We start from the raw sequence: 18,975 nt of genomic DNA, 5'->3' as shown, positions 1-18,975 counted from the left end.
CTCCTTCCCCCGCTAGCGGGGGAAGGCCGGGATGGGGGACAGCGAGCACAATCTGGTACAGCCAGCACGATCTAACTTACTTGCCCCACAATCTGCAAATTCGCCTCATCTGGCACTTCGTTGTAAGACAGCACATTCAAGCCATTAGCAAACAGACGTGCGTAGCGCGCAATCAATGGACGCAATTGCGGCGTCACCAGCAGCACCTGTGTCAGGTTCTGCGCTTTCAACTGCTCCATCATCACCGGCAGCGTGCTCTGCAGCTGCGTCAGGATATTTGGATCAACCGGGAAGCTATCCAGCGCCACTTTACCGGCTTGCTGCGCCTGATTGAGCGCCGCCAGCAGCAGGTTCTCCAAACTGTTTTCCAGCGTATACGCCGACAGCGGTTTGTTGTCCGGCGCAATCGCCGCCACCATCGCACGGCGCAAGGCATAGCGCACATCGGAAGTCAGCAGGATCGGATCTTTGGTGATCGCCGCGCTCTCCAGCAACGTCGTGGCGATGGTGATGATGTCTTTCAGCGACACCTGATCGTTCAGCAGCAGACGATACACTTTTAGCTGCAAGCTGTAGTTCACCGCCGCATTCACATCTTCAGACAGCTTAGGCGCCACGTTCGCCAGACGCTGATGCAGCTGGGTAATGTCATCGTAGTTAAACAGCTCGGGCAGGTTCTCGCGCACCACTTTATTCACATGCGTAGCCACCACGCTGGCGCAATCCACTACCTGATAACCCAGGTTCAGCGCTTTAGCTTTCTGCTCGGGCAGAATCCACGTCACCGCCATGCCGTAAGCCGGATCGGTATCCAATACGCCATCGATTTCACCGTACTGTTCCGGCGTCGGGATCGCCATCAGACGATCGGCATGCACTTCGCCGACAGCGGTGCGCACGCCGTTGATCTTGATCGCGTACTGCGCCGGCTTGAGATGGAAATCCTCACGCAGGGCGATTTCCGGCAGCAGCACGCCGCTGGTTTCTGACACCACTTGTCGCACGCCGCGCATACGCAGCGTCAGCGGCGCGCCTTTGCCTTTATCTACCAGCGTCACCAGCTTGTAGCCGAGATTCAAGCCGATCGGCTCAACCATCGGGATATTGTCCCAACCGATAGCAGGCTGATCTTCTGGCTGCGTCAGCGCCTGGTTGATCGCTTCCATATCGTGGTGATCTTGCGTCGGCGCTTTCACGCCACGGCTTTGACGCCAGGCAGCGAACAGCAGCATCGCGGTAAAGATCAGGAACACCAGATGCGGCATGCCCGGCACAATCGCCAGCACAAACATCACGGCGGAGGCGGTATACAGCGTGCCCGGTCGTGCCAGCAGCTGCGTCTTAATGTCATCGCCCATATCCGCGCCATCACTGATGCGCGTCACGATAATCGCCGCTGCGGTCGAAAGCAGCAGCGATGGAATCTGCGCCACCAAACCATCACCGATGGTCAGCAGAACATATTGCTCAAAGGCTTGGCCCGCCGGTAAACCGTGTTTGAACATGCCGATCAAAATCCCGCCGATCACGCTGATCATCAGGATCATGATCCCGGCGATAGCATCACCACGCACGAACTTCGAGGCACCGTCCATCGCTCCGTAGAAGTCAGCTTCGTTGGCCACATCCTGACGACGCGTGCGCGCCTGTTCCTGATTGATCAAACCGGCATTCAGATCGGCATCGATCGCCATCTGTTTGCCCGGTAACGCATCGAGGGTAAAGCGTGCTGACACTTCGGAGATACGCTCAGCACCTTTGGTCACCACCACAAAGTTGATGATCATCAGGATGATGAACACCACAAAGCCGACGACGAAGTTACCGCCAATCACCACGTTACCGAAGGCTTCAATCACCTTACCGGCAGCGCCGACGCCTTCGTGACCGTCGAGCAGCACTACGCGCGTCGAGGCGACGTTGAGCGTCAGACGCATCAGCGTGGTGATCAGCAAAATGGTCGGGAAGATGGAGAAATCCAGCGGGCGTTTACTGTTCACGCTGGCCAGCAGCACCATGATCGCCAGCACGATGTTAAAGGTGAACAACACGTCCAGCACAATCGGCGGCAGCGGCAAAATCACCATCGCCAGCACGCTGAGCAGCAGTACTGGCACGCCGATGTGGGCCTGGCGCAGCAGTTGTGTGAACTGGCGCGTTTTAAGTTGGCTCATGAGCTTTCATTACCTCATCTAAGTTCGGCAGTTGGGTATCCAGCCGAGGTTTTTCACCCTGACCGGTGCGCCAGGTTTGCAGTTGCATCACGTAAGTCAGCACCTGTGCAATCGGACGGAACAGGGCTGCAGGAATTTGTTGGTTGATACGCGTGCTGTGATAAACGGCACGCGCCAGCGGCGGAAACTCCACCACATCAATTTTGTGTTTACCGGCCACGCTGCGGATATAGAGCGCGACGTCATCCACACCTTTGGCCACCACGTAGGGTGCAGCGGCCTTTTTCGGGTCGTATTTCAGCGCCACCGCGAAGTGCGTGGGGTTGGTGAGCACCACATCCGCCAGCGGCACTTGCTTGTTAATCTGGCCCATCGCCATCTGACGCTGCAGGTTACGAATGCGGCCTTTTACCTGCGGATTTCCTTCGTTGTTCTTGTGCTCATCGCGCACCTCTTTCTTCGACATCTTCATTTTTTTGGTGAAGAAGAATTTGGTCAGCGGCACATCAATCACCGCGAACAGCACGATGGTGATGATAAACAGCCGCATCATCGACTCGAACAGGTGCAGGCCCTGATTGATGGCGTCGCGTAAAAACAGGCCTTGCAGATCCATCATCGCGGTCAGATTGCCGGTAATGGTGCTCCACAGCAGCGCCAGCATCAGCAAACATTTAGCGATCATCTTCAATACCTCAACGTAGTGCTGCATCGAGAACATGCGCTTTACTCCGCTGATCGGATTGAGCTTTTTAAAGTCTGGCTTAATGCGTGTCAGCACAAAGATCCAGCCACCCGGCACCAGCGTTGAAAGGGCGGCGGCGAACGGGATCGGGATCAGCGTGACGATAAATTTCATGATGATCAGCACCTGCGTCAGCATGAACTGGTGCAGCGCGCCATCATCCTGGATGCGATCGGCCATCTGGCGTACGGCCTGAAAGGACGCCTGGATTAACTCCCGATAGTAGGGAAAAAACAGGCCCATCATCACCAGCGCCATCACCAGGCTAACGGCCAGGTTCACCTCTTTGGAGCGAGGAATGTCGCCTTTCTCGCGCGCTTTGCGCAGTTTTCCCGGGCTGGGTTTTTCGCTCTTATCACCACTTCCTGCATCGGCCATCAGTAGCTCCTCATTTTTTCCAACATACCGAGCACCTGATTGGTAAGCTCAAGGTAGTGGCTGCCGACATTGCCCATCAGCAAGGTGAAGCAGAACAGGCCGAACAGCATGCTGATCGGGAAGCCCAGCGCGAACAGGTTTAGCGTCGGTGAAATGCGGTTCAGCAGGCCAAATACGCCTTGCACCAGCATCATGATGATCACCGTGGGCATCGCCAGCAGCAGCGCGCCGCTGAAGATCCAGCCAACGCCGCCCGATAGCGTACGCAGGGAAACTTCATTAATCGCCTGACCAATCGGCCAGTAGGTAAAGCCGCTAAACAGAATCGACATCAGCAGCAAATGCCCATCCATGCTGAAAAACAGCAGCGCGGCCCACACCTGAATAATCTGTGAGATCACCATGGTGGAACTGCCGCTGGTGGGATCGTTCATCACCGCCATGCCGAGGCCCATGTTCATCGACAAAATATTGCCCGCTGTCTGCAGCGCCCAGAAGGTCCACCACAGCATCTGGCCAAACAGGAAGCCCCAAAGAATTTGTTCGCCGGTCAGAATCAAACTCTGCACCGACATCAGATCACGCAGCACCACGTTATGCGCCAGCATCGGCGTCATAATGATGCTCAGTAGCAGCGCCAGGCCGAGTTTGGCCTTGCGTGAAAAAGCCCGGTTATCCAGCAGCGGGCAAAAGTGCATAAAGGCATAGATGCGCACGAAAGGCAGCCACAGCGCGAAGATCGGTTGGATCAGATCGTTGATGGCGATATCCATCGTTAGCCTACTAGCTGCGCGGCTTGCTGAAAGATCAGCTGGGTGAAATCGATCAGCTGCGTCAGCATCCATTTACCGGCAAATACCAGCACCAGCAGCGTCATGATCAGACGCGGCAGAAAGCTCAGCGTCTGTTCGTTGATCTGGGTAGTCGCCTGGAAAATACTCACCAGCAGGCCGGTGATCAGGCTCGGCACGATGGCAACGGCGGAGATCATCAGCACCAGCTTCAGACCTTGTGCCAAAATGTCGCCGGCGATGTCGATATTCATCATAATCCCAGCCCCTGTACGCTCTGCGTCAGCGTGCCAACAATCAGCGACCAACCGTCACACAGCACAAACAGAATCAGTTTGAACGGCAGGGAAACAATCAGCGGTGACAACATCATCATCCCCATCGCCATCAAAATACTGGCGACGATCAGGTCGATCACCAGGAACGGGATGTAGATCATGAAGCCAATTTTAAAGGCGGTTTTCAGCTCGCTCAGCACAAAGGCCGGCGCGATGATAGTGAGATCTTGCGCTTCCGGCTCGCCGGTCGCGTTCGCAATGGTCATGATCTGCGCCAGCGAGGTGCTGTGAGTTTGCGACAGCATGAACTTTTTCAGCGGCACCTGACCGGTGCTCAGCGCCTGTTGCAGGCTGATTTCATTGTTCTGATATGGGACAACCGCGTTGTCATAGACGTTGGTCCACACCGGACGCATCACCAGCAGCGTCAGCACCAGCGCGATGCCGGTCAGCACTTTGTTCGGCGGGCTTTGCTGCAGGCCAATTGCCTGACGCAGCAGAGCCAGCACAATGATAAAGCGGGTAAAACAGGTCATCATCAGCATCATGATCGGCAGCAAGCCGAGCAGCGTCATCAGAATCAGAATTTCAACTTTTACGCTGTACTCCTGGCCGCCATTGGCGGAGGGCACAGCAGAGAACAACGGCAGTCCGTTCTGTTCTGCCAATGCCAATGAAGGCACCAGCAGCAGGCCAGCCAGCGCCAGCCCTCCTTTAATCCAGCCGGAATTGCGCATTATTATTAGCCCGCCAGTTCGCTAAGATCGCTGTTGTTAAACTCAATCAGGCGCAGGCCATATTTGTCGTTCAGCACCACCACTTCGGCTTTACCAAACAGAATGCCGTTCACTTTCACGTCCAGCGGTTCACCGGCCAGCTTATCCAGTTCGATGACCGAGTCGTTGCCCACGCCAATCAGGTCGGCGAGAGAGATCTCAACCGACGCCACTTCCAGCGTCAGCGTCACCGGAATGCGGCTGAACAGCGCGAGGTTACGCGGTGCGTCACGCGTGACCGCAGTAACCGGCTCGGCTACTTCCGTTTCAGGCTGGTTTTCCAGGTTAAAATCGAGGTCCAACGCAGTGGCTAAATCATTTAAATCGCTCATGTTATTCACTCGTACGTTCACTGAATTCGGAGAAAAAGAGTTTGCCGCGCTCTTCGCAGATTACGGCGCTAAACAACGGTTGATCGCCCACCAGCAGTGGAATGCGGTCATTCATGGCAAAGGGCAGGACATCGTCCGGCTTCAGACGTGCCAGGTCCGCTACCGTCATCGGCAGCGTGGCTAAGCGTCCGCGCAGGCGCACCGGCAACTGCTTAAAGCTGTGTGGACGGGTAGGCACTGGCGTGTTGCGATTCGCCTCGGCAGGTTGGCGCAGCGTGCTGAGTAAACGGTCAACGTGCGCGGCATCCAGCAGCAGCGAGAACTTGCCATTGCTGTAACCGTCAAGGAAGAAATCCACACGATAAGACCATTGGGTTAATAACGATGCCGGGTCTGGTTTAATGTTCAGCGCTTCGGTAAATAACTCGTCACCGCAAATTAAATGCACCAGCTCGCTGGCCAGTTTCATTTGCAAACGCTCTTCCGTTTTGGTTACCGGGAAATTATCGGCCGTTAACTCATGCTGGTCGTCGCGTGATAATCCGTAATAGTCGTGTAAAATATTCAGTAATAAGGCGCGGTCGAGGCGAAATGCCAGGTTACCCAATTCACTGCTGAAAATGGTGGCCTGCTTAACCGCACAATCCATCTGAAATTGCATATCGCGCAAACTGACATCGACACGAAACTTCTTCAGAAAATAGATACCCAGCTTGGCGTCTAAGCGATCGCTATTATCTTTAAATACTTTCGGGACCTTGTGATACGGGCGACCGAGTTTATTGACTTCCAGTTTCATCAGCTCAGGCTGATTTTCTGGGGTATAGATTCTCATCCGATTGGATTTCGTGCGCATCTTCATGCTTCCGTGTGTCAGGGTGAACCTGTCTTTAATAGAATGAATGCGATCCCGCTGGTGATTCCCTTTTATCAGTCACGTCTTAATTAATAAGAATTTGCTGATATAGGAATCTTCTAATCTTTATTAAGCGAGATGTTTTCTCTGGTGCAAATTAAAACGTTTCCGTCTAATTAAAACAAGGTGGAAAAACTTATTAATCCATTAATTGAAAACCGAGAATCAGATTAATTAAATTTGTTAAGTAACTAATAAGCATGGATTAATCTTTTAATACTGCGAAGATGCTAGCTAGGAATAGTCCGATACGTATACTCAGCGCACAACACAGGCGGAACCAGCAATTCGGCATCTTTACCGGGCTTGATATAAGTCGATTCTTAATAACGAATAGTCTGGCTTTCACCTTCGGAAAACGTATGAAATGTCATGCGTAATAAAGGCAACTCTTTTTCTTATAAAGATGCGTCTCTTACTCGGTGTTCAGGAAATTTTCATTATGAATATGGCTGACTCAATGCAAAAGAATAATGATGATCGCTTTATCGCTCAGGCTTCATCGAGTGTGAATCTGTTTGCACTGGCGCAACGTGTAGCAAAATTCAATGTGCCGGTATTAATTACCGGTGAAACTGGCACCGGTAAAGAGTGCGTGGCGAAGTATATTCATCAACACGCATTTAAACAGTCAGCACCTTACGTTGGTGTTAACTGTGCAGCGATTCCAGAGAATATGCTGGAAGCGATTTTATTCGGATATGAAAAAGGTGCGTTTACCGGTGCGGTCAGTAGCCAGCCAGGTAAATTTGAATTGGCCAACGGCGGCACATTATTACTTGATGAAATCGGTGATATGCCGTTAGCGCTGCAGGTTAAATTACTGCGCGTATTACAGGAGCAGGAAGTTGAGCGCCTCGGCAGCCATAAAAAGATTCCGCTCGATATACGTTTAATTGCTTCTACTAATAAAGATTTGGAAGTGGAGATCGCCGAAGGGCGTTTCCGTCAGGACCTGTTCTACCGCCTGTCGGTGGTGCCAATGCACATCACGCCGCTGCGTGAACGTACCGCAGATATCCTGCCGTTAGCTGAACGCTTCATTGAAAAATATAAGGCTTTCGTCAAACACCAACCGCGCATCACCGAATGTGGCCGTCAGGCGCTGGAAAGCTACAGCTGGCCGGGCAACGTGCGTGAGCTGGAAAACATCATGCAACGCGGCCTGATTATGTGCGCCGATGGCGATCTGCACGCGGGCTGCTTCAACCTGAAAGTCAGCACTACCTTGCTACCGGAAGTGATGGTGCAGCAGCTGGGCGACGCCGCCAACGCCGAAGAATGCCAGATTAAGAGTCACGGTCGTCGTGCCGAATCGCAGTACATCCTTGATTTGCTGAAACGCAATCAGGGCAACAAATCCAAAACCGCCGAGTTTCTTGGCATCACTCCACGCGCGCTGCGCTATCGACTGGCCTCCATGCGCGAGCAAGGCTTTGACCTCGGCTGCGCCTGATAAAAGAGAACTACGCAATGTTAGACAAACTTCCCGCTATCGGCGTACAGGGCAACATGATGGCCGAGATGCAACGTATGCAGCTGCAGGCACAAACCAGCCCTATCGCGCCAGCCGGTCAAATGGCTTCGCTCAGCACCCCGAGTTTCACTGATGTGCTGAAGGGCGCCGTCGGCAGCGTTGACCGCCAGCAGCATGTCGCTTCGCAGAAGCAAACGGCCATCGATATGGGCCTGAGCGATGATTTGAGTGGCGCGATGATCGAAAGTCAGAAAGCCAGTGTGGCGTTCTCGGCGCTGATGCAGGTGCGTAACAAGCTGCAACAGGGCTTCGATGAAGTCATCAATAGCCCAATGTAAATGGAGTTGAGACGTGCTGGATAAATTACAAGCGCTGTTGCCTGCGAACCTGCAGGCGATAGTGAAAAAATGGCTGCTCCCTGCGGCGATTGCAGCGGTGATCACCGCAGTGATCGTGGCGCTGCTGTGGCAGAGCAATAACAAGTGGACCACGCTGTTCGGCACGCAGGAGAACCTGCCGATGTCCGAAGTAGTGGCCACGCTGAGCGGTGAAGGACTGAATTATCGCGTCGCGCCCGACAGCGGCATGGTGCTGGTGCGCGAAGATGATTTACCTAAGGCGCGTATGGCGCTGGCCGCGAAAGGCATCCGCGCAGCCACGCCAGATGGCTACGAGCTGATGGATAAAGAAGAGATGCTCGGCAGCAGCCAGTTCGTGCAGAACGTACGTCTGCGCCGCAGCATGGAAGGCGAACTGGCGCAGAGCATCATGGCGCTCGACAGCGTTGAGTTTGCCCGCGTGCATCTCGGCATTTCGGAAACCAGCTCGTTTGTCCTTTCCAATAAACCGAACAGCACCGCTTCCGTGGTTCTGCGCCTGAAATATGGTCGTCAACTCAGCGACGAACAGGTTGGCGCGGTGGTGAGCCTGGTGGCGAACAGCGTACCGGGCATGAAGGCCGAACTGGTAAGCGTGGTCGATCAAAAAGGCGCGCTGCTGTCGGCGAATATCGCTGACCAGCTAAATGGCCGCACCGGCCTGCGTAATAGCGGCGAGATGGTGCAGCAGATGCGTGAGCAGGTGGAACGCAACATTGCCAACCTGCTGGTGCCGGTGCTGGGACATGAAAACTTCCGCGTAAGCGTGGTGCCGCGCGTTGACTTCAGCCAGGTCGAAGAGACGCAGGAACGCTTCCTTAACGAACCGCGCGTGGCGAGTGAGCAGCTGGCGCAGGACAACACCACCGAGCAGCTGGCGGTCGGTATTCCGGGGTCGCTCAGCAACCGTCCGGCCAATGCACCCGCGCAAAACAACGCACAACCGCAGATGTCCTCGCGTAATCAGGCACAGCGCCAGTTCAACTGGGATCGCGATGTTCGCCATATTAAACATCAGGGCTATCAGGTGCAGAAACTGACCGTGGCCGTGGTGCTGAATCAAAACGCGGCGGTGGTGCAGGGCTGGACAGCGGATAACCAAACGCAAATCAACGCCTTGTTGACCAAAGCGGCTGGTATCGATAGCGAGCGCGGCGATGAATTGTCGCTGGCCTTGCTGGCCTTTAATCAGCCGGAAGTGCAGCCCGAAGAGGCGCTGCCGTGGTGGGAACGCGACAGCACGCTGCTGTGGGCGGAGCGCGGCGGCATTGGCCTGCTGGCACTGCTGGTGATTCTGTTTGGTCTGCTGCCGATGATGCGCCGCGTGGCGCGCCAACCGGCCGCTAGCGAGGTGTCTGAAGCCAGCGTCGCGCTGCCAGCAGCCGTGGCCGAAGCGGAAGAGGATACACCGGTATTGCCGGGCAACAGCTTTAACGGCGACGACAACTTACCGCCGCAGAGCTCGGGCCTCGAAACCAAAATTAATCATCTCCAAAACCTGGCGCAGAGCGAAACCGATCGCGTCGCCGAAGTGTTGAAACAATGGATCAGCAGCAATGAGCGAAGCAACAGAAAGTAAAAACAGCAAAAGCAGCGACCAGACCACCAAGGTGCGTTCGCGTCTTGAGCAGGCCGCCATCGTGCTGCTGAGCATCGGCGAAGAAGCCGCGGCGCAGGTGATGAGCAAGATGAGCCGTGAAGAAGTGCTGCGTCTGTCGGAAACCATGGCGCGCCTGCACGGCGTCAAGCTGACGCATGCCCGCCTGGCGATGAACAATTTTTTCCAGGAATACCGCGAACAGAGCGGCATTAACGGCGCGTCGCGCAGCTATCTGCGCAACATCCTTGAACGTGCGTTGGGCGGTGAAATCGCCCGCAGCGTCATTAACGGCATCTACGGCGATGAGATTCGTCATCGGATGGCGCGGTTGCAGTGGGTCGATACGCCGCAGCTGGCGGCGATGATCGCCCAGGAACATCTCCAGTTGCAGGCGGTCTTTCTCGCCTTCCTGCCGCCGGATGTCGCCGCTGGCGTGCTGGCGCAGCTCGACGAATCGCGTCAGGACGAAATTCTCTATCGCGTGGCGCGTCTTGATGACATCAACCGCGATGTGGTGGATGAGCTGGATCGCCTGATCGATCGCGGCGTGGCGGTGCTGTCCGAACACGGTTCGAAAGTGCAGGGCATGCGTCAGGCTGCCAACATCGTTAACCGCATCAGCGGCAATCAGCAGGCGCTACTGGCGCAGTTGGAGATGCGTGATGAAGCGGTGGTGGATGAGCTGAAAAGCGAAATGTACGAGTTCTTTATCCTCAGCCGCCAGAACAGCACGGTCCTTGGGCGTCTGCTGGAAGAGGTGCCAATGGATCAATGGGCGGTGGCGCTGAAAGGCACCGAGCCGATGTTGAGCCAGGCGATTTACGATGCCATGCCGCGCCGTCAGGTGCAGCTGTTGCAGAACACCACTTCGCGCCTTGGTCCTGTGCCGATCAGCCGTATTGAGCAGGTGCGCAAAGAGATCATGACGCGCGTGCGTGAACTGGCGGAAAGCGGCGAGATCCAGATTCAGCTGTTTAGCGAACAAACGGTGGAGTAAGCGATGACCAGCAAACAGATGCGTTTGCATCAGTTTCCCCCGCTGCGCAAAGCCTGGCAGCGCACGGACGAATCCGGCGTGCCTGCCGATTCCGCCACGCTGCAACAGCAGCTGATGGATGGTTTTCAGCAGGGCATTAGCGATGGTTTTGCTCAGGGTTTAGAGCAGGGTAGCAGCCAGGGTTACGAGGAAGGCGTTGAGCGTGGGCGTGCCGAAGGTAAGCAGCAGGGTTTTGATGCGGGCAAGCAGCAGGCGCTGGAGCACTTTCTAAGCGCTGGTGAGCCACTGGATGCGTTGAGCAGACAGTTGCAGCAGCAGCTGGATGAACATGAAGAGCGCCGTAAAAGCGAATTGTTAGCGCTGGTCGAGAAAGTGACGCGCCAGGTGATCCGCGTTGAGCTGGCGTTGCAGCCTTCACAGCTGCTGGCGCTGGTAGACGAAGCGCTGACCAGCTTGCCGGAGCGGCCAAAGCAGCTGCGTGTGTTGATGAATGCGGAAGAGTTCAGCCGTATCAAAGAGCTGGAGCCGAAGAAGGTAAAAAGCTGGGGCTTAGTTGCCGACAGCGAAATGGAGCCCGGCGAGTGCCGCATTGTTACCGATGCCAGCGAGATGGATATCGGCTGCAATCAACGTTTGAGCCAGTGCATGAGTGTGCTGCAGGAGAATTTGTAAGTGTCAGGCCGATCGCCATGAATGGCGACCCTACATCGGCGCATTTATGCGCACCGGGCAGGCCGCACAAAAACTAACAGGATCCATCATGACGCAATCCTTCAACACTCTACTGCAATCGCTGGAAAACATCCCGCTGGCGCGTGTCGCCGGACGGCTGGTGCGCGTTAACGGCATTCTGCTGGAAAGCGTCGGTTGCCGCTTAGCCGTCGGCCAGCGCTGCAACGTCGAGCAGGCCGATGGCACGTTGCTGGCCGCGCAGGTGGTGGGATTCGATCGTGATGTCACCTGGCTGATGCCGTTCAAAAGCCCGGAAGGACTGATGGCTGGCGCCCGCGTTTTTCCCGAGGAAAAACAGAGCGACATCCTGATTGGCGAAAGCTGGCTCGGACGCGTGGTAAACGGCCTGGGCGAAGCGATCGACGGCAAAGGCAAGCTTGGCGGCGATGAGGTGCTGCCAACGCAGCCAACGCAAATCCATCCGCTGACGCGTAAAGCCGTGGTGGAACCGCTGGATGTCGGCGTCAACGCCATCAACGGTCTGCTGACCATCGGTAAAGGCCAGCGCGTCGGTTTAATGGCCGGTTCGGGCGTAGGTAAAAGCGTGCTGCTCGGCATGATCACCCGCAGCACCAATGCGCAGGTGGTGATCGTTGGTCTGATTGGCGAACGTGGCCGCGAAGTCAAAGAGTTTATCGACCACTCGCTCGGCCCGGCTGGCATGGCGAAATCGGTGGTGGTGGCTGCGCCGGCAGATGAATCGCCGCTGATGCGCATGAAAGCCACCGAGCTCTGCCACACGCTGGCGGCGTGGTATCGCGATGCCGGTTATGACGTGTTGCTGCTGGTGGATTCACTGACGCGTTACGCCATGGCGCAGCGCGAAATTGCGCTGTCACTCGGCGAACCGCCAGCCACCAAAGGCTATCCGCCTTCGGCGTTTGGCATCATTCCCAAGCTGGTGGAGAGCGCGGGTAACAGTGCCTCGAACGGCAGTATGACCGCCATTTACACCGTGCTGGCGGAAGGTGATGACCAGCAGGATCCGATCGTTGACTGCGCGCGTGCAGTGCTGGATGGCCACATTGTGTTGACGCGTGCGCTGGCCGAATCGGGCCACTATCCGGCGATCGATATCGGGCAAAGCATCAGCCGCTGCATGAGCCAAATCACCGACAAAGATCATCAGTTGGCAGCGCGTATGCTCAAGCAGCTGTATGCCGATTACATGGCGATCAAACCGCTGCTGCCGCTGGGCGGCTATGTTGCGGGCGTTGATGCGCAGGCCGATCGCGCGGTCCGCCTGCAGCCAGCAATTACCAGTTTCCTGTGCCAGACGGTGGATCAACCCGCCGCGCTGGCGCAATCCATTAATGACCTGCTGGCCCTGAGCCAGGCATAAGGCAAGGCATGATCAGAAAACAAAAAATGATCGCTACCCTGACGCAGCTGCGCGAAATGCGCGAGCGCAAAGTGAACGATCTCAGCAGCCAGCTGGCGCAGCAAAAGCAGCTGGTGCAGCGCTATCAAAATAATATTTCGGCGCTCAATCGTTTGGGTGGCGGCACCAGCACAGAAGGGGCGAATGCCACGCAGCTGACCAATCTGGCGCGTTATAAAACCAATATTCAGCGCGTGATTGATTGGCAGACGCAGGCGTCGGCACTGGCGGAAAAACAGCAGGATGAACTGCAAACCGAGCTGATCAGCCATGCGTGTCAGGAGAAAACCGTGTCGCTGGTGCTGGAGCAACAGCAGCAGGCGCTGGCACAGGCGCGTCAACAACAGCAGCAGAAACTCACTGATGCGCAGGCCATGCAGTGCTGGCTGCGCAATCGAGGAAAATTTGCATGAGCAACCCGCTGTTTAACCAATTGATGAGCAAACGTCAGCCGCTGAAAAGGGGCGAACTGCCGTTTATCAGCGTGGTGACGCCAACGTGGAACCGCCGCGAGTTTCTGCCTTATCTGCTCTATATGTTCCAGTATCAGGATTATCCGGCCGATCGCCGTGAACTGGTGATTCTGGATGATTCTCCAGAGAGCAACGCCGATCTGATTGCCTCGCTGACGCGCTACTCGCCGCATCCTGAGCTGATCCGCTATTACCATCTCAGCGAACGCATGACGATTGGCGCCAAGCGCAATCGGGTGAATGAACTGGCGCGCGGCGAATATATTGTTTGTATGGACGACGATGATTTTTATCGCGTCGATAAGCTCAGTTACACCATTAACGAAATGCGTCGCCATAACGCGTTATTTGCGGCCTGTAACGTGATCCCAATTTGGTACAGCCACGTTAATCGCATCTTTATGACCAGCGATAATGGGAAGCGTAACGTGTTGAATGGCACTTTTGCCTATCACCGTAACTTCCTCAAAAAACATCGCTATGACGATCTTGCCACGCTAGCCGAAGAGGAAGGCTTCACCAATTACTTCACCGCACCGGTACTGCTACTGGATCCATGGCGCTCGATTCTTTGTGTGTCGCACAGCAGGAATACTTTCGATAAAGATTTTGTTCTTGCCTCCTGCGAAGCGCAGAGCTCCACGCTTGAAGAGGCGGTGCCCGATACCTTTGTTCGCAAATTTTATCAGCGACTGCATCAGGCACCGTTATCACAACAGCCGAACTGGGCCTTTTTCCATCGCGTGGTGCTGGTGGGCGACGATGCCAACATGGCAGCCGCGTTTAGCCAACGACTGCTGGATGCCGGCTTATCGCAGGCGCAGCTGGAACAGATTGAGTCTGTGGAGAACGATTCCCGCCTGACGCATTTGGCCGTGACGCAACGTGCCCAGCGCGAGCAGTGGCCAAACTATTTGCTGCTCGACAGCCGCCTCCATTGGGTGCGTCAGCAGCGTGGTATTGATGCACTTAATCGCCTGCTGCGCGCGCTTAACCACGTTGAATGGGATGGTTTTCATCTGGCCGCCGAACTTAATGAGGGCTGGATTCTCAGCCAGCTGGAAGGTGTTATCAGCCCCACCGTGCAATCGCTGCCGCATCTGGCCTGCTGTGTAAATCAGCAGGCGTATGCACCTTTAATCGAACGTTTACAGGATCAGCTGACAGCAGCTGGTTATCTCAATACTGCGGACCTGCGCTGGTTTGCCCTCTATCCCAGCATGTTCTTCCGCAGTGAAGATGATGATGGGCAGGCATGTACGGCGCGCTTTTTCCGTAAATTAGGTATCGTGCCGCAAGACGGTGCACAGGAGCAACCATGAATACCGCAAACAGTTATACCCCGGAATATGTGACTCGCCTGCAGGCGCAACCCTGGCAGTGCCGCTGCGCTGGCTGCAACGGTGAAAAACCGCTGCTGCAACTGCGCTGGCGTGAAGAGCAGCGTGCCAGTGCAGAGCTAAGCTGCGACAGCGCGGCATCCACCATTTTATTTGATGACGATGCTTTTGCCCTGCAGCATAGCTCTGCTGCGGCGCTGGATGCGCCGGCACTCTGCTCGCGCTTACAAATGCTCAACCAGCAGGCGATTTTCCTGCTGAGTAACGAGGAAGCGCCGCTGGCAGAGAAGCTTTATGCTGTGGGCGTGCTGCTGAGCAAATGCCAGCAATTACAGCAAGCAGAAGACATTCTTCAGGTGGGGGAAGAGCTGCTGACGTTGATGAATAGCGGCCTATTGGCCGAGGCTTTTCTTGCATTACCGGCTATTGATGCGTATCCATTGGCTGCGCTACGTCAGCTGGCGCAGGTAGAAATCGATGCTAACCTCGATCCGCTTACTGGTATGACGCTGGTAATGAAATTAAATGAATTAGCCATGTTGAGTGATGCACAGTTGTTACCGCTGCTGGCGGAGCTGCGTGAAGATGTGCAATTACAAAGCTTTATGCAGCAGAAGACGACTATGTGGCGCAACTATCTGCTGTGGCATGCTTATCACGGTGTATTCCCCGGCACTTCCGATGCGCAGTGGGAAACGGCGTTTTTACAGCTGTGCCAGCGGGTGTTCGGCATGCAGGTAATCTTCGGCCTGTTATTGGCTGAACAGTGTGAGCTGGATAATGCGGCATTGGCAGCGCTGTTTGCTGCGTGGGAGCGTCAGACTTTGCCAGTGCTGAGCGAAGATAATGCGCTGTTAATCGGTTTGTCACTGCTGAAGTAAATGAAGCGGCCGTCATCACTTTTCCAGGTGCGCATGAATGCGCACCCTACGAAAACCCAGCAGGTCGCCTTTCATGGCGACCGATTTGCACAAATTACCCGTAGGGTCGCCATTTATGGCGATCGGTTCAGGTTCTCTGCAGCGGAAAACAAAAAAGTCGCCAGTTTGGCGACTTTTTTATACAACAAGCGGGATGTTATCGTTGATACAGGAAGTTCTGCTGCCCTTGTCCGGTCAGAGAATTCAGCGTTTCCTGCTGCATCGACAGCAATAATCCATTGCGTTCGTTCATCTGCTGGCAGGCCAATGCGCTCAGTTCCAGCGTGCGCCACCAGCTTTCCGCTTGCTGTGCCAGCGCGACAGGCAAGTACGGCATAAGCTGGCTGATGCCACGGCTATCGGAAGCCAGTTTCAACGCCTGCAAGGTTTCGCTGCGGCGTTGGGCCGAACCGTGTAACTGCTGATATATAGACAGCAACTGCTCATTCACTGACTGCAGATGTATGGCATCACAGGCGATCATCGCTTCACGTTGTTGCTGCAGCAGCGCCGTCAGCGCATCGTAGTGCTGCGTGTCTTGTTTGATATCGCGCAGTAGCGTTTTTACCCGTTCTGCAGTGGTGTTCATGAGCGATAGAAGTCCATCATGGCTTGCGCCAGCGTGTCGGTATCCACCTGCAAACGGCCTGATTTTACGGCATCCTGCATGGCGCTCACAAAGGTAGCATCAACTTCGGGCATCTCACGCAATTGCTGCTGTGCGGCTTGCATTGGGCCTTGCTCGGTTTTGTTGTTGCGCGCTGCGGCACGTTCATTTTTATGCGCAGCAGGTGCATCATTCAGCGATGTAGTCACTGATTGAGTCACTGGCGTGATGCCAGCTTCATTACGGGTGATTTTCATAGTCATCTGTCTCGGGTCGATTACGGCATATCCCAGCACAACGACACCGGCTTGCGGAAACTTAAATTCCGCTTTTAGGGAGCCCCCGGTGCCACCAGCATTCTTACTACGCCACGCTCATCAACACGTGCGCTCACCACGCGTTGGCTTTGCAGATTGCGCACCTTAATGATGTCGCCTTTACGGCCTTTCTTCAGCGCTTCGCCCATCATCTTAGCCTGCACGCCATCCTGTTCGGCAATCATCACAATCTGCTGACCACGTTCGATCAATACCGGCTGATCGAGATGGGCTGGTGCGATCGCCTGCAACTCACGCACGCGTTTCTTCAGCGTAAAACCGACTGCATCGTCGGGGTTGGTAAGGAAGCCGTCGCGCAGCCCCACAATATTACGCTTCTTCATTTCCACGTCGCTGGCAGCCAGCTGTTTGCCGCGATCCAGCATATTTTTCGCCACCAGAATCGGCAGGTAGACATCCGGTTTCACCGTCACGGCGATTTCCCAGCCGTTGGCACCGTCGCAGCGAATGTCATAACGCAGACGCGCCAAATCCATGCGGTCGCCCGCCGGTAATGCCGAGGTTAAGGGACGCGGGCAGCGCTGAAAACGGCTCACTTCAGTAGGAATAAAGACATTGAGTTTGCTGCTGAAATCTTTCCAGCCTTTCTGTTTGGCAATGCGCTGGATATCGGCGGTCGCGTTGGCGACGGCCTGATTGTAGATCTGCTTACGTGCGGTTTGCGCTTCAGGTGCGGCCAAAATGGGTGTTGAAAAAATCAGCAGGCTGAGCGGGATTAGACGGAAAAATAACTTCCTGGTGTAACACAGTGTGTTCATGAATATCTCACCAAATCAATAGATTAATAAGTTGGCACGCTGTTTGCTTTAAAGCGTGTGAATCGCAACTGATGAGGAACACCAAGTGGGGATAAGTTTTGACAAAGCGCTGGGGATGCATCCCGCCGCACTACAGCTTCGACTTTCGCGAGCAGAGCTGTTAACGGCTAACCTGGCAAATGTGGATACCCCGAATTACCAGGCTAAAGATATTGATTTTGCCGCAGAGATGCAACGTTCAATGTTGAAAAATTCGTTCACTTCTTCGCCAGAAATTCAGTATCGCGTGCCGTATCAACCATCGTCCGATGGCAACACTGTGGCGCTGGACGTTGAGCAGGCCGAGTTCTCGAAAAACTCGCTGGATTACCAAACCAGCCTGCAATTTCTCAGCAGCAAATTTATCGGCCTGAAGCAGGCCATTGAAGGGAAATAATTTTGTCTTTCAACGACATTTATCGCGTTTCGGGTTCAGCGATGACGGCACAAACCGTCCGCCTGAACACCATCGCCAGTAACCTGGCGAACGCGGAATCACCGGCAGCAAGCGAAGCTGCAACTTACAAGGCGCGCCGTCCGGTGTTTGCCGCCATCTATCAGAACAGCAAGCTGATGGATGCACCTGCTTTGGCGGGTGCGCGCGTGCAGGTACTGGATGTGGTGGAAACCGGCAGTGCGGTGCGCCGCTACGAGCCAGGCAATCCATTAGCCAACTCACAGGGGCATGTCTTCTATCCCGATATCAATACGGTAGAAGAGATGGCCGACATGATGTCCGCTTCCCGCAATTTTGAAACCAACGTGGAAGTGCTGAACAGTGTGAAAAGCATGCAGCAAAGCCTGCTGCGTCTGGGAGAAGCTTAAGTATGAGCGTGAATAACGTAAACAATAGCGGCGCGGGCGTGGATACCTATGGGCAGACTCCGCAAAGCAACGGCGGCACCAGCAGCATGTTTCTGACATTGCTGGTGGCGCAGATCCAGAACCAGGATCCCACCAATCCCACCGACAGCGCGGAGTACATCAATCAGTTGTCGATGATGTCGCAGATGGAATCGATGCAGACGCTCAACGACACCATGACCGGCGTCTATTACATGGCCGAAAGCATGCAGGCGATGGGGATGGCGAATCTGGTAGGCCAGCAGGTATATGCCAGCAGCAACAGCATCAAGCTGGAAGGCAACAACATTGATGGACGTATCAATCTGCAGCATCCGGCGGAAAACGTCACGCTGCACATCAAGGACAGCGCGGGTAAAGAGACCAAGCTCGAGCTGGGTAAGCAGCCACAAGGCGATGTCAATTTTACTATCGATCCCGCCGCGCTTGGTCTTGCCGATGGCGAGTACACCCTGAGCGTAGTCACCGATGTGGGTGAAGCCAACATCCCGATTGAGATCGCGGGCATCGTGAACAGTGTGCGTTTCGATCCGCAGACGGGTGCACCGATGATCAATATTCCTGGCCTCGGCGAAGTGGCTTACAACACCCTTCGTCAGTTTGGCAGCAGTAAAAATCCGGCGCCTACGCCGCTCCCTTCTCCTGACGTGAATGCTTTACGTCGCTTTTCCTAAGGATTTTT

General features: G+C 55.0%; 22 protein-coding genes. 12 read left to right on the top strand and 10 right to left on the bottom strand.

The features are described from left to right. Positions 1-71 precede the first annotated feature (71 nt). From K5Y30_RS09765 to K5Y30_RS09735, 7 genes are read right to left on the bottom strand one after another with little or no spacing between them, the layout of a single operon-like run. Positions 72-2,174 (bottom strand): flagellar biosynthesis protein FlhA, encoded by a 2,103-nt coding sequence (locus K5Y30_RS09765; protein WP_222185412.1) that lies wholly within the window; start codon positions 2,172-2,174, stop codon positions 72-74. Next, a complete protein-coding gene (gene flhB, locus K5Y30_RS09760) occupies positions 2,161-3,297 on the bottom strand; it encodes a flagellar biosynthesis protein FlhB (RefSeq protein WP_222211208.1) in 1,137 nt (378 codons plus the stop codon). Before flhB ends, K5Y30_RS09765 begins: the two co-directional genes overlap by 14 nt. After that, positions 3,297-4,070: a flagellar biosynthetic protein FliR gene (gene fliR / locus K5Y30_RS09755; protein WP_222185414.1), complete on the bottom strand. Its 774-nt coding sequence runs from the start codon at positions 4,068-4,070 to the stop codon at positions 3,297-3,299. The genes flhB and fliR overlap by 1 nt, the downstream gene beginning before the upstream one ends. A gap of 2 nt (positions 4,071-4,072) precedes the next feature. Then, positions 4,073-4,345 carry a flagellar biosynthesis protein FliQ gene (fliQ, locus tag K5Y30_RS09750; RefSeq protein WP_168197468.1) on the bottom strand — a complete coding sequence of 91 codons (273 nt, stop codon included), beginning with the start codon at positions 4,343-4,345 and terminating at the stop codon, positions 4,073-4,075. Further along, positions 4,342-5,103 carry a flagellar type III secretion system pore protein FliP gene (fliP, locus tag K5Y30_RS09745; RefSeq protein ID WP_222185415.1) on the bottom strand — a complete coding sequence of 254 codons (762 nt, stop codon included), beginning with the start codon at positions 5,101-5,103 and terminating at the stop codon, positions 4,342-4,344. The genes fliQ and fliP overlap by 4 nt, the downstream gene beginning before the upstream one ends. Positions 5,104-5,108: 5 nt before the next feature. Next, positions 5,109-5,474, bottom strand: a complete 366-nt coding sequence (gene fliN, locus K5Y30_RS09740) for a flagellar motor switch protein FliN (protein ID WP_137386526.1) — start codon at positions 5,472-5,474, stop codon at positions 5,109-5,111. 1 nt (position 5,475) lies between these two features. After that, positions 5,476-6,309, bottom strand: coding sequence for a FliM/FliN family flagellar motor C-terminal domain-containing protein (locus tag K5Y30_RS09735; protein ID WP_255602698.1), 834 nt, complete (start codon positions 6,307-6,309; stop codon positions 5,476-5,478). Between the two features lie 541 nt (positions 6,310-6,850). Here K5Y30_RS09735 and K5Y30_RS09730 point away from each other — a divergent pair. The 9 genes from K5Y30_RS09730 to K5Y30_RS09690 all read left to right on the top strand — a co-directional run bounded on the left by K5Y30_RS09730 (position 6,851) and on the right by K5Y30_RS09690 (position 15,648). After that, positions 6,851-7,846 (top strand): sigma-54-dependent Fis family transcriptional regulator, encoded by a 996-nt coding sequence (locus K5Y30_RS09730; RefSeq protein ID WP_255602699.1) that lies wholly within the window; start codon positions 6,851-6,853, stop codon positions 7,844-7,846. 17 nt (positions 7,847-7,863) lie between these two features. Next, positions 7,864-8,205, top strand: a complete 342-nt coding sequence (locus K5Y30_RS09725) for a flagellar hook-basal body complex protein FliE (protein WP_176971773.1) — start codon at positions 7,864-7,866, stop codon at positions 8,203-8,205. 13 nt (positions 8,206-8,218) lie between these two features. Further along, the gene (fliF, locus tag K5Y30_RS09720; protein WP_222185419.1) at positions 8,219-9,823 is read left to right on the top strand and encodes a flagellar basal-body MS-ring/collar protein FliF; all 1,605 of its coding nucleotides are present in this window, start codon (positions 8,219-8,221) and stop codon (positions 9,821-9,823) included. After that, positions 9,801-10,841 (top strand): flagellar motor switch protein FliG, encoded by a 1,041-nt coding sequence (locus K5Y30_RS09715; protein ID WP_222185420.1) that lies wholly within the window; start codon positions 9,801-9,803, stop codon positions 10,839-10,841. The genes fliF and K5Y30_RS09715 overlap by 23 nt, the downstream gene beginning before the upstream one ends. Before the next feature lie 3 nt (positions 10,842-10,844). Continuing rightward, complete coding sequence (gene fliH, locus K5Y30_RS09710) at positions 10,845-11,513, top strand: flagellar assembly protein FliH (protein WP_222211206.1); 669 nt, start codon at positions 10,845-10,847, stop codon at positions 11,511-11,513. Positions 11,514-11,601: 88 nt separating this feature from the next. Beyond that, positions 11,602-12,915, top strand: coding sequence for a flagellar protein export ATPase FliI (gene fliI / locus K5Y30_RS09705; RefSeq protein WP_222185422.1), 1,314 nt, complete (start codon positions 11,602-11,604; stop codon positions 12,913-12,915). Between the two features lie 8 nt (positions 12,916-12,923). After that, complete coding sequence (fliJ, locus tag K5Y30_RS09700) at positions 12,924-13,367, top strand: flagellar export protein FliJ (RefSeq protein WP_222185423.1); 444 nt, start codon at positions 12,924-12,926, stop codon at positions 13,365-13,367. Then, positions 13,364-14,749 carry a glycosyltransferase family 2 protein gene (locus K5Y30_RS09695; RefSeq protein WP_222211204.1) on the top strand — a complete coding sequence of 462 codons (1,386 nt, stop codon included), beginning with the start codon at positions 13,364-13,366 and terminating at the stop codon, positions 14,747-14,749. The genes fliJ and K5Y30_RS09695 overlap by 4 nt, the downstream gene beginning before the upstream one ends. Continuing rightward, positions 14,746-15,648 (top strand): hypothetical protein, encoded by a 903-nt coding sequence (locus K5Y30_RS09690; protein ID WP_222211202.1) that lies wholly within the window; start codon positions 14,746-14,748, stop codon positions 15,646-15,648. Before K5Y30_RS09695 ends, K5Y30_RS09690 begins: the two co-directional genes overlap by 4 nt. 196 nt (positions 15,649-15,844) lie before the next feature. Here K5Y30_RS09690 and K5Y30_RS09685 read toward each other — a convergent pair whose 3' ends face one another. From K5Y30_RS09685 to flgA, 3 genes are all read right to left on the bottom strand, one after another. Then, entirely contained in the window at positions 15,845-16,276 is a 432-nt protein-coding gene (locus K5Y30_RS09685) for a flagellar protein FlgN (protein WP_222211200.1), read from the bottom strand. Then, a complete protein-coding gene (gene flgM / locus K5Y30_RS09680) occupies positions 16,273-16,557 on the bottom strand; it encodes a flagellar biosynthesis anti-sigma factor FlgM (protein WP_222211199.1) in 285 nt (94 codons plus the stop codon). Before flgM ends, K5Y30_RS09685 begins: the two co-directional genes overlap by 4 nt. A gap of 68 nt (positions 16,558-16,625) precedes the next feature. Next, positions 16,626-17,390: a flagellar basal body P-ring formation chaperone FlgA gene (gene flgA, locus K5Y30_RS09675; protein ID WP_222185428.1), complete on the bottom strand. Its 765-nt coding sequence runs from the start codon at positions 17,388-17,390 to the stop codon at positions 16,626-16,628. Between the two features lie 85 nt (positions 17,391-17,475). Here flgA and K5Y30_RS09670 point away from each other — a divergent pair, with 85 nt between their 5' ends. The 3 genes from K5Y30_RS09670 to K5Y30_RS09660 are packed head-to-tail and all read left to right on the top strand — an operon-like array spanning position 17,476 to position 18,967. Further along, positions 17,476-17,826, top strand: coding sequence for a flagellar basal body protein (locus K5Y30_RS09670; protein WP_222185429.1), 351 nt, complete (start codon positions 17,476-17,478; stop codon positions 17,824-17,826). Positions 17,827-17,828: 2 nt separating this feature from the next. Continuing rightward, positions 17,829-18,254 (top strand): flagellar basal body rod protein FlgC, encoded by a 426-nt coding sequence (gene flgC, locus K5Y30_RS09665; protein ID WP_222211197.1) that lies wholly within the window; start codon positions 17,829-17,831, stop codon positions 18,252-18,254. 2 nt (positions 18,255-18,256) lie between these two features. Continuing rightward, positions 18,257-18,967 (top strand): flagellar hook capping FlgD N-terminal domain-containing protein, encoded by a 711-nt coding sequence (locus K5Y30_RS09660; RefSeq protein ID WP_222211195.1) that lies wholly within the window; start codon positions 18,257-18,259, stop codon positions 18,965-18,967. The last annotated feature ends 8 nt before the right edge of the window (positions 18,968-18,975 follow it).

It is taken from the genome of Pantoea sp. DY-5 (assembly GCF_019795955.1).
Taxonomy (GTDB): domain Bacteria; phylum Pseudomonadota; class Gammaproteobacteria; order Enterobacterales; family Enterobacteriaceae; genus Pantoea; species Pantoea leporis.
The sequence above is the reverse complement of the archived record's forward strand: the minus strand, read 5'-3'. Positions and strand labels throughout refer to the sequence as shown.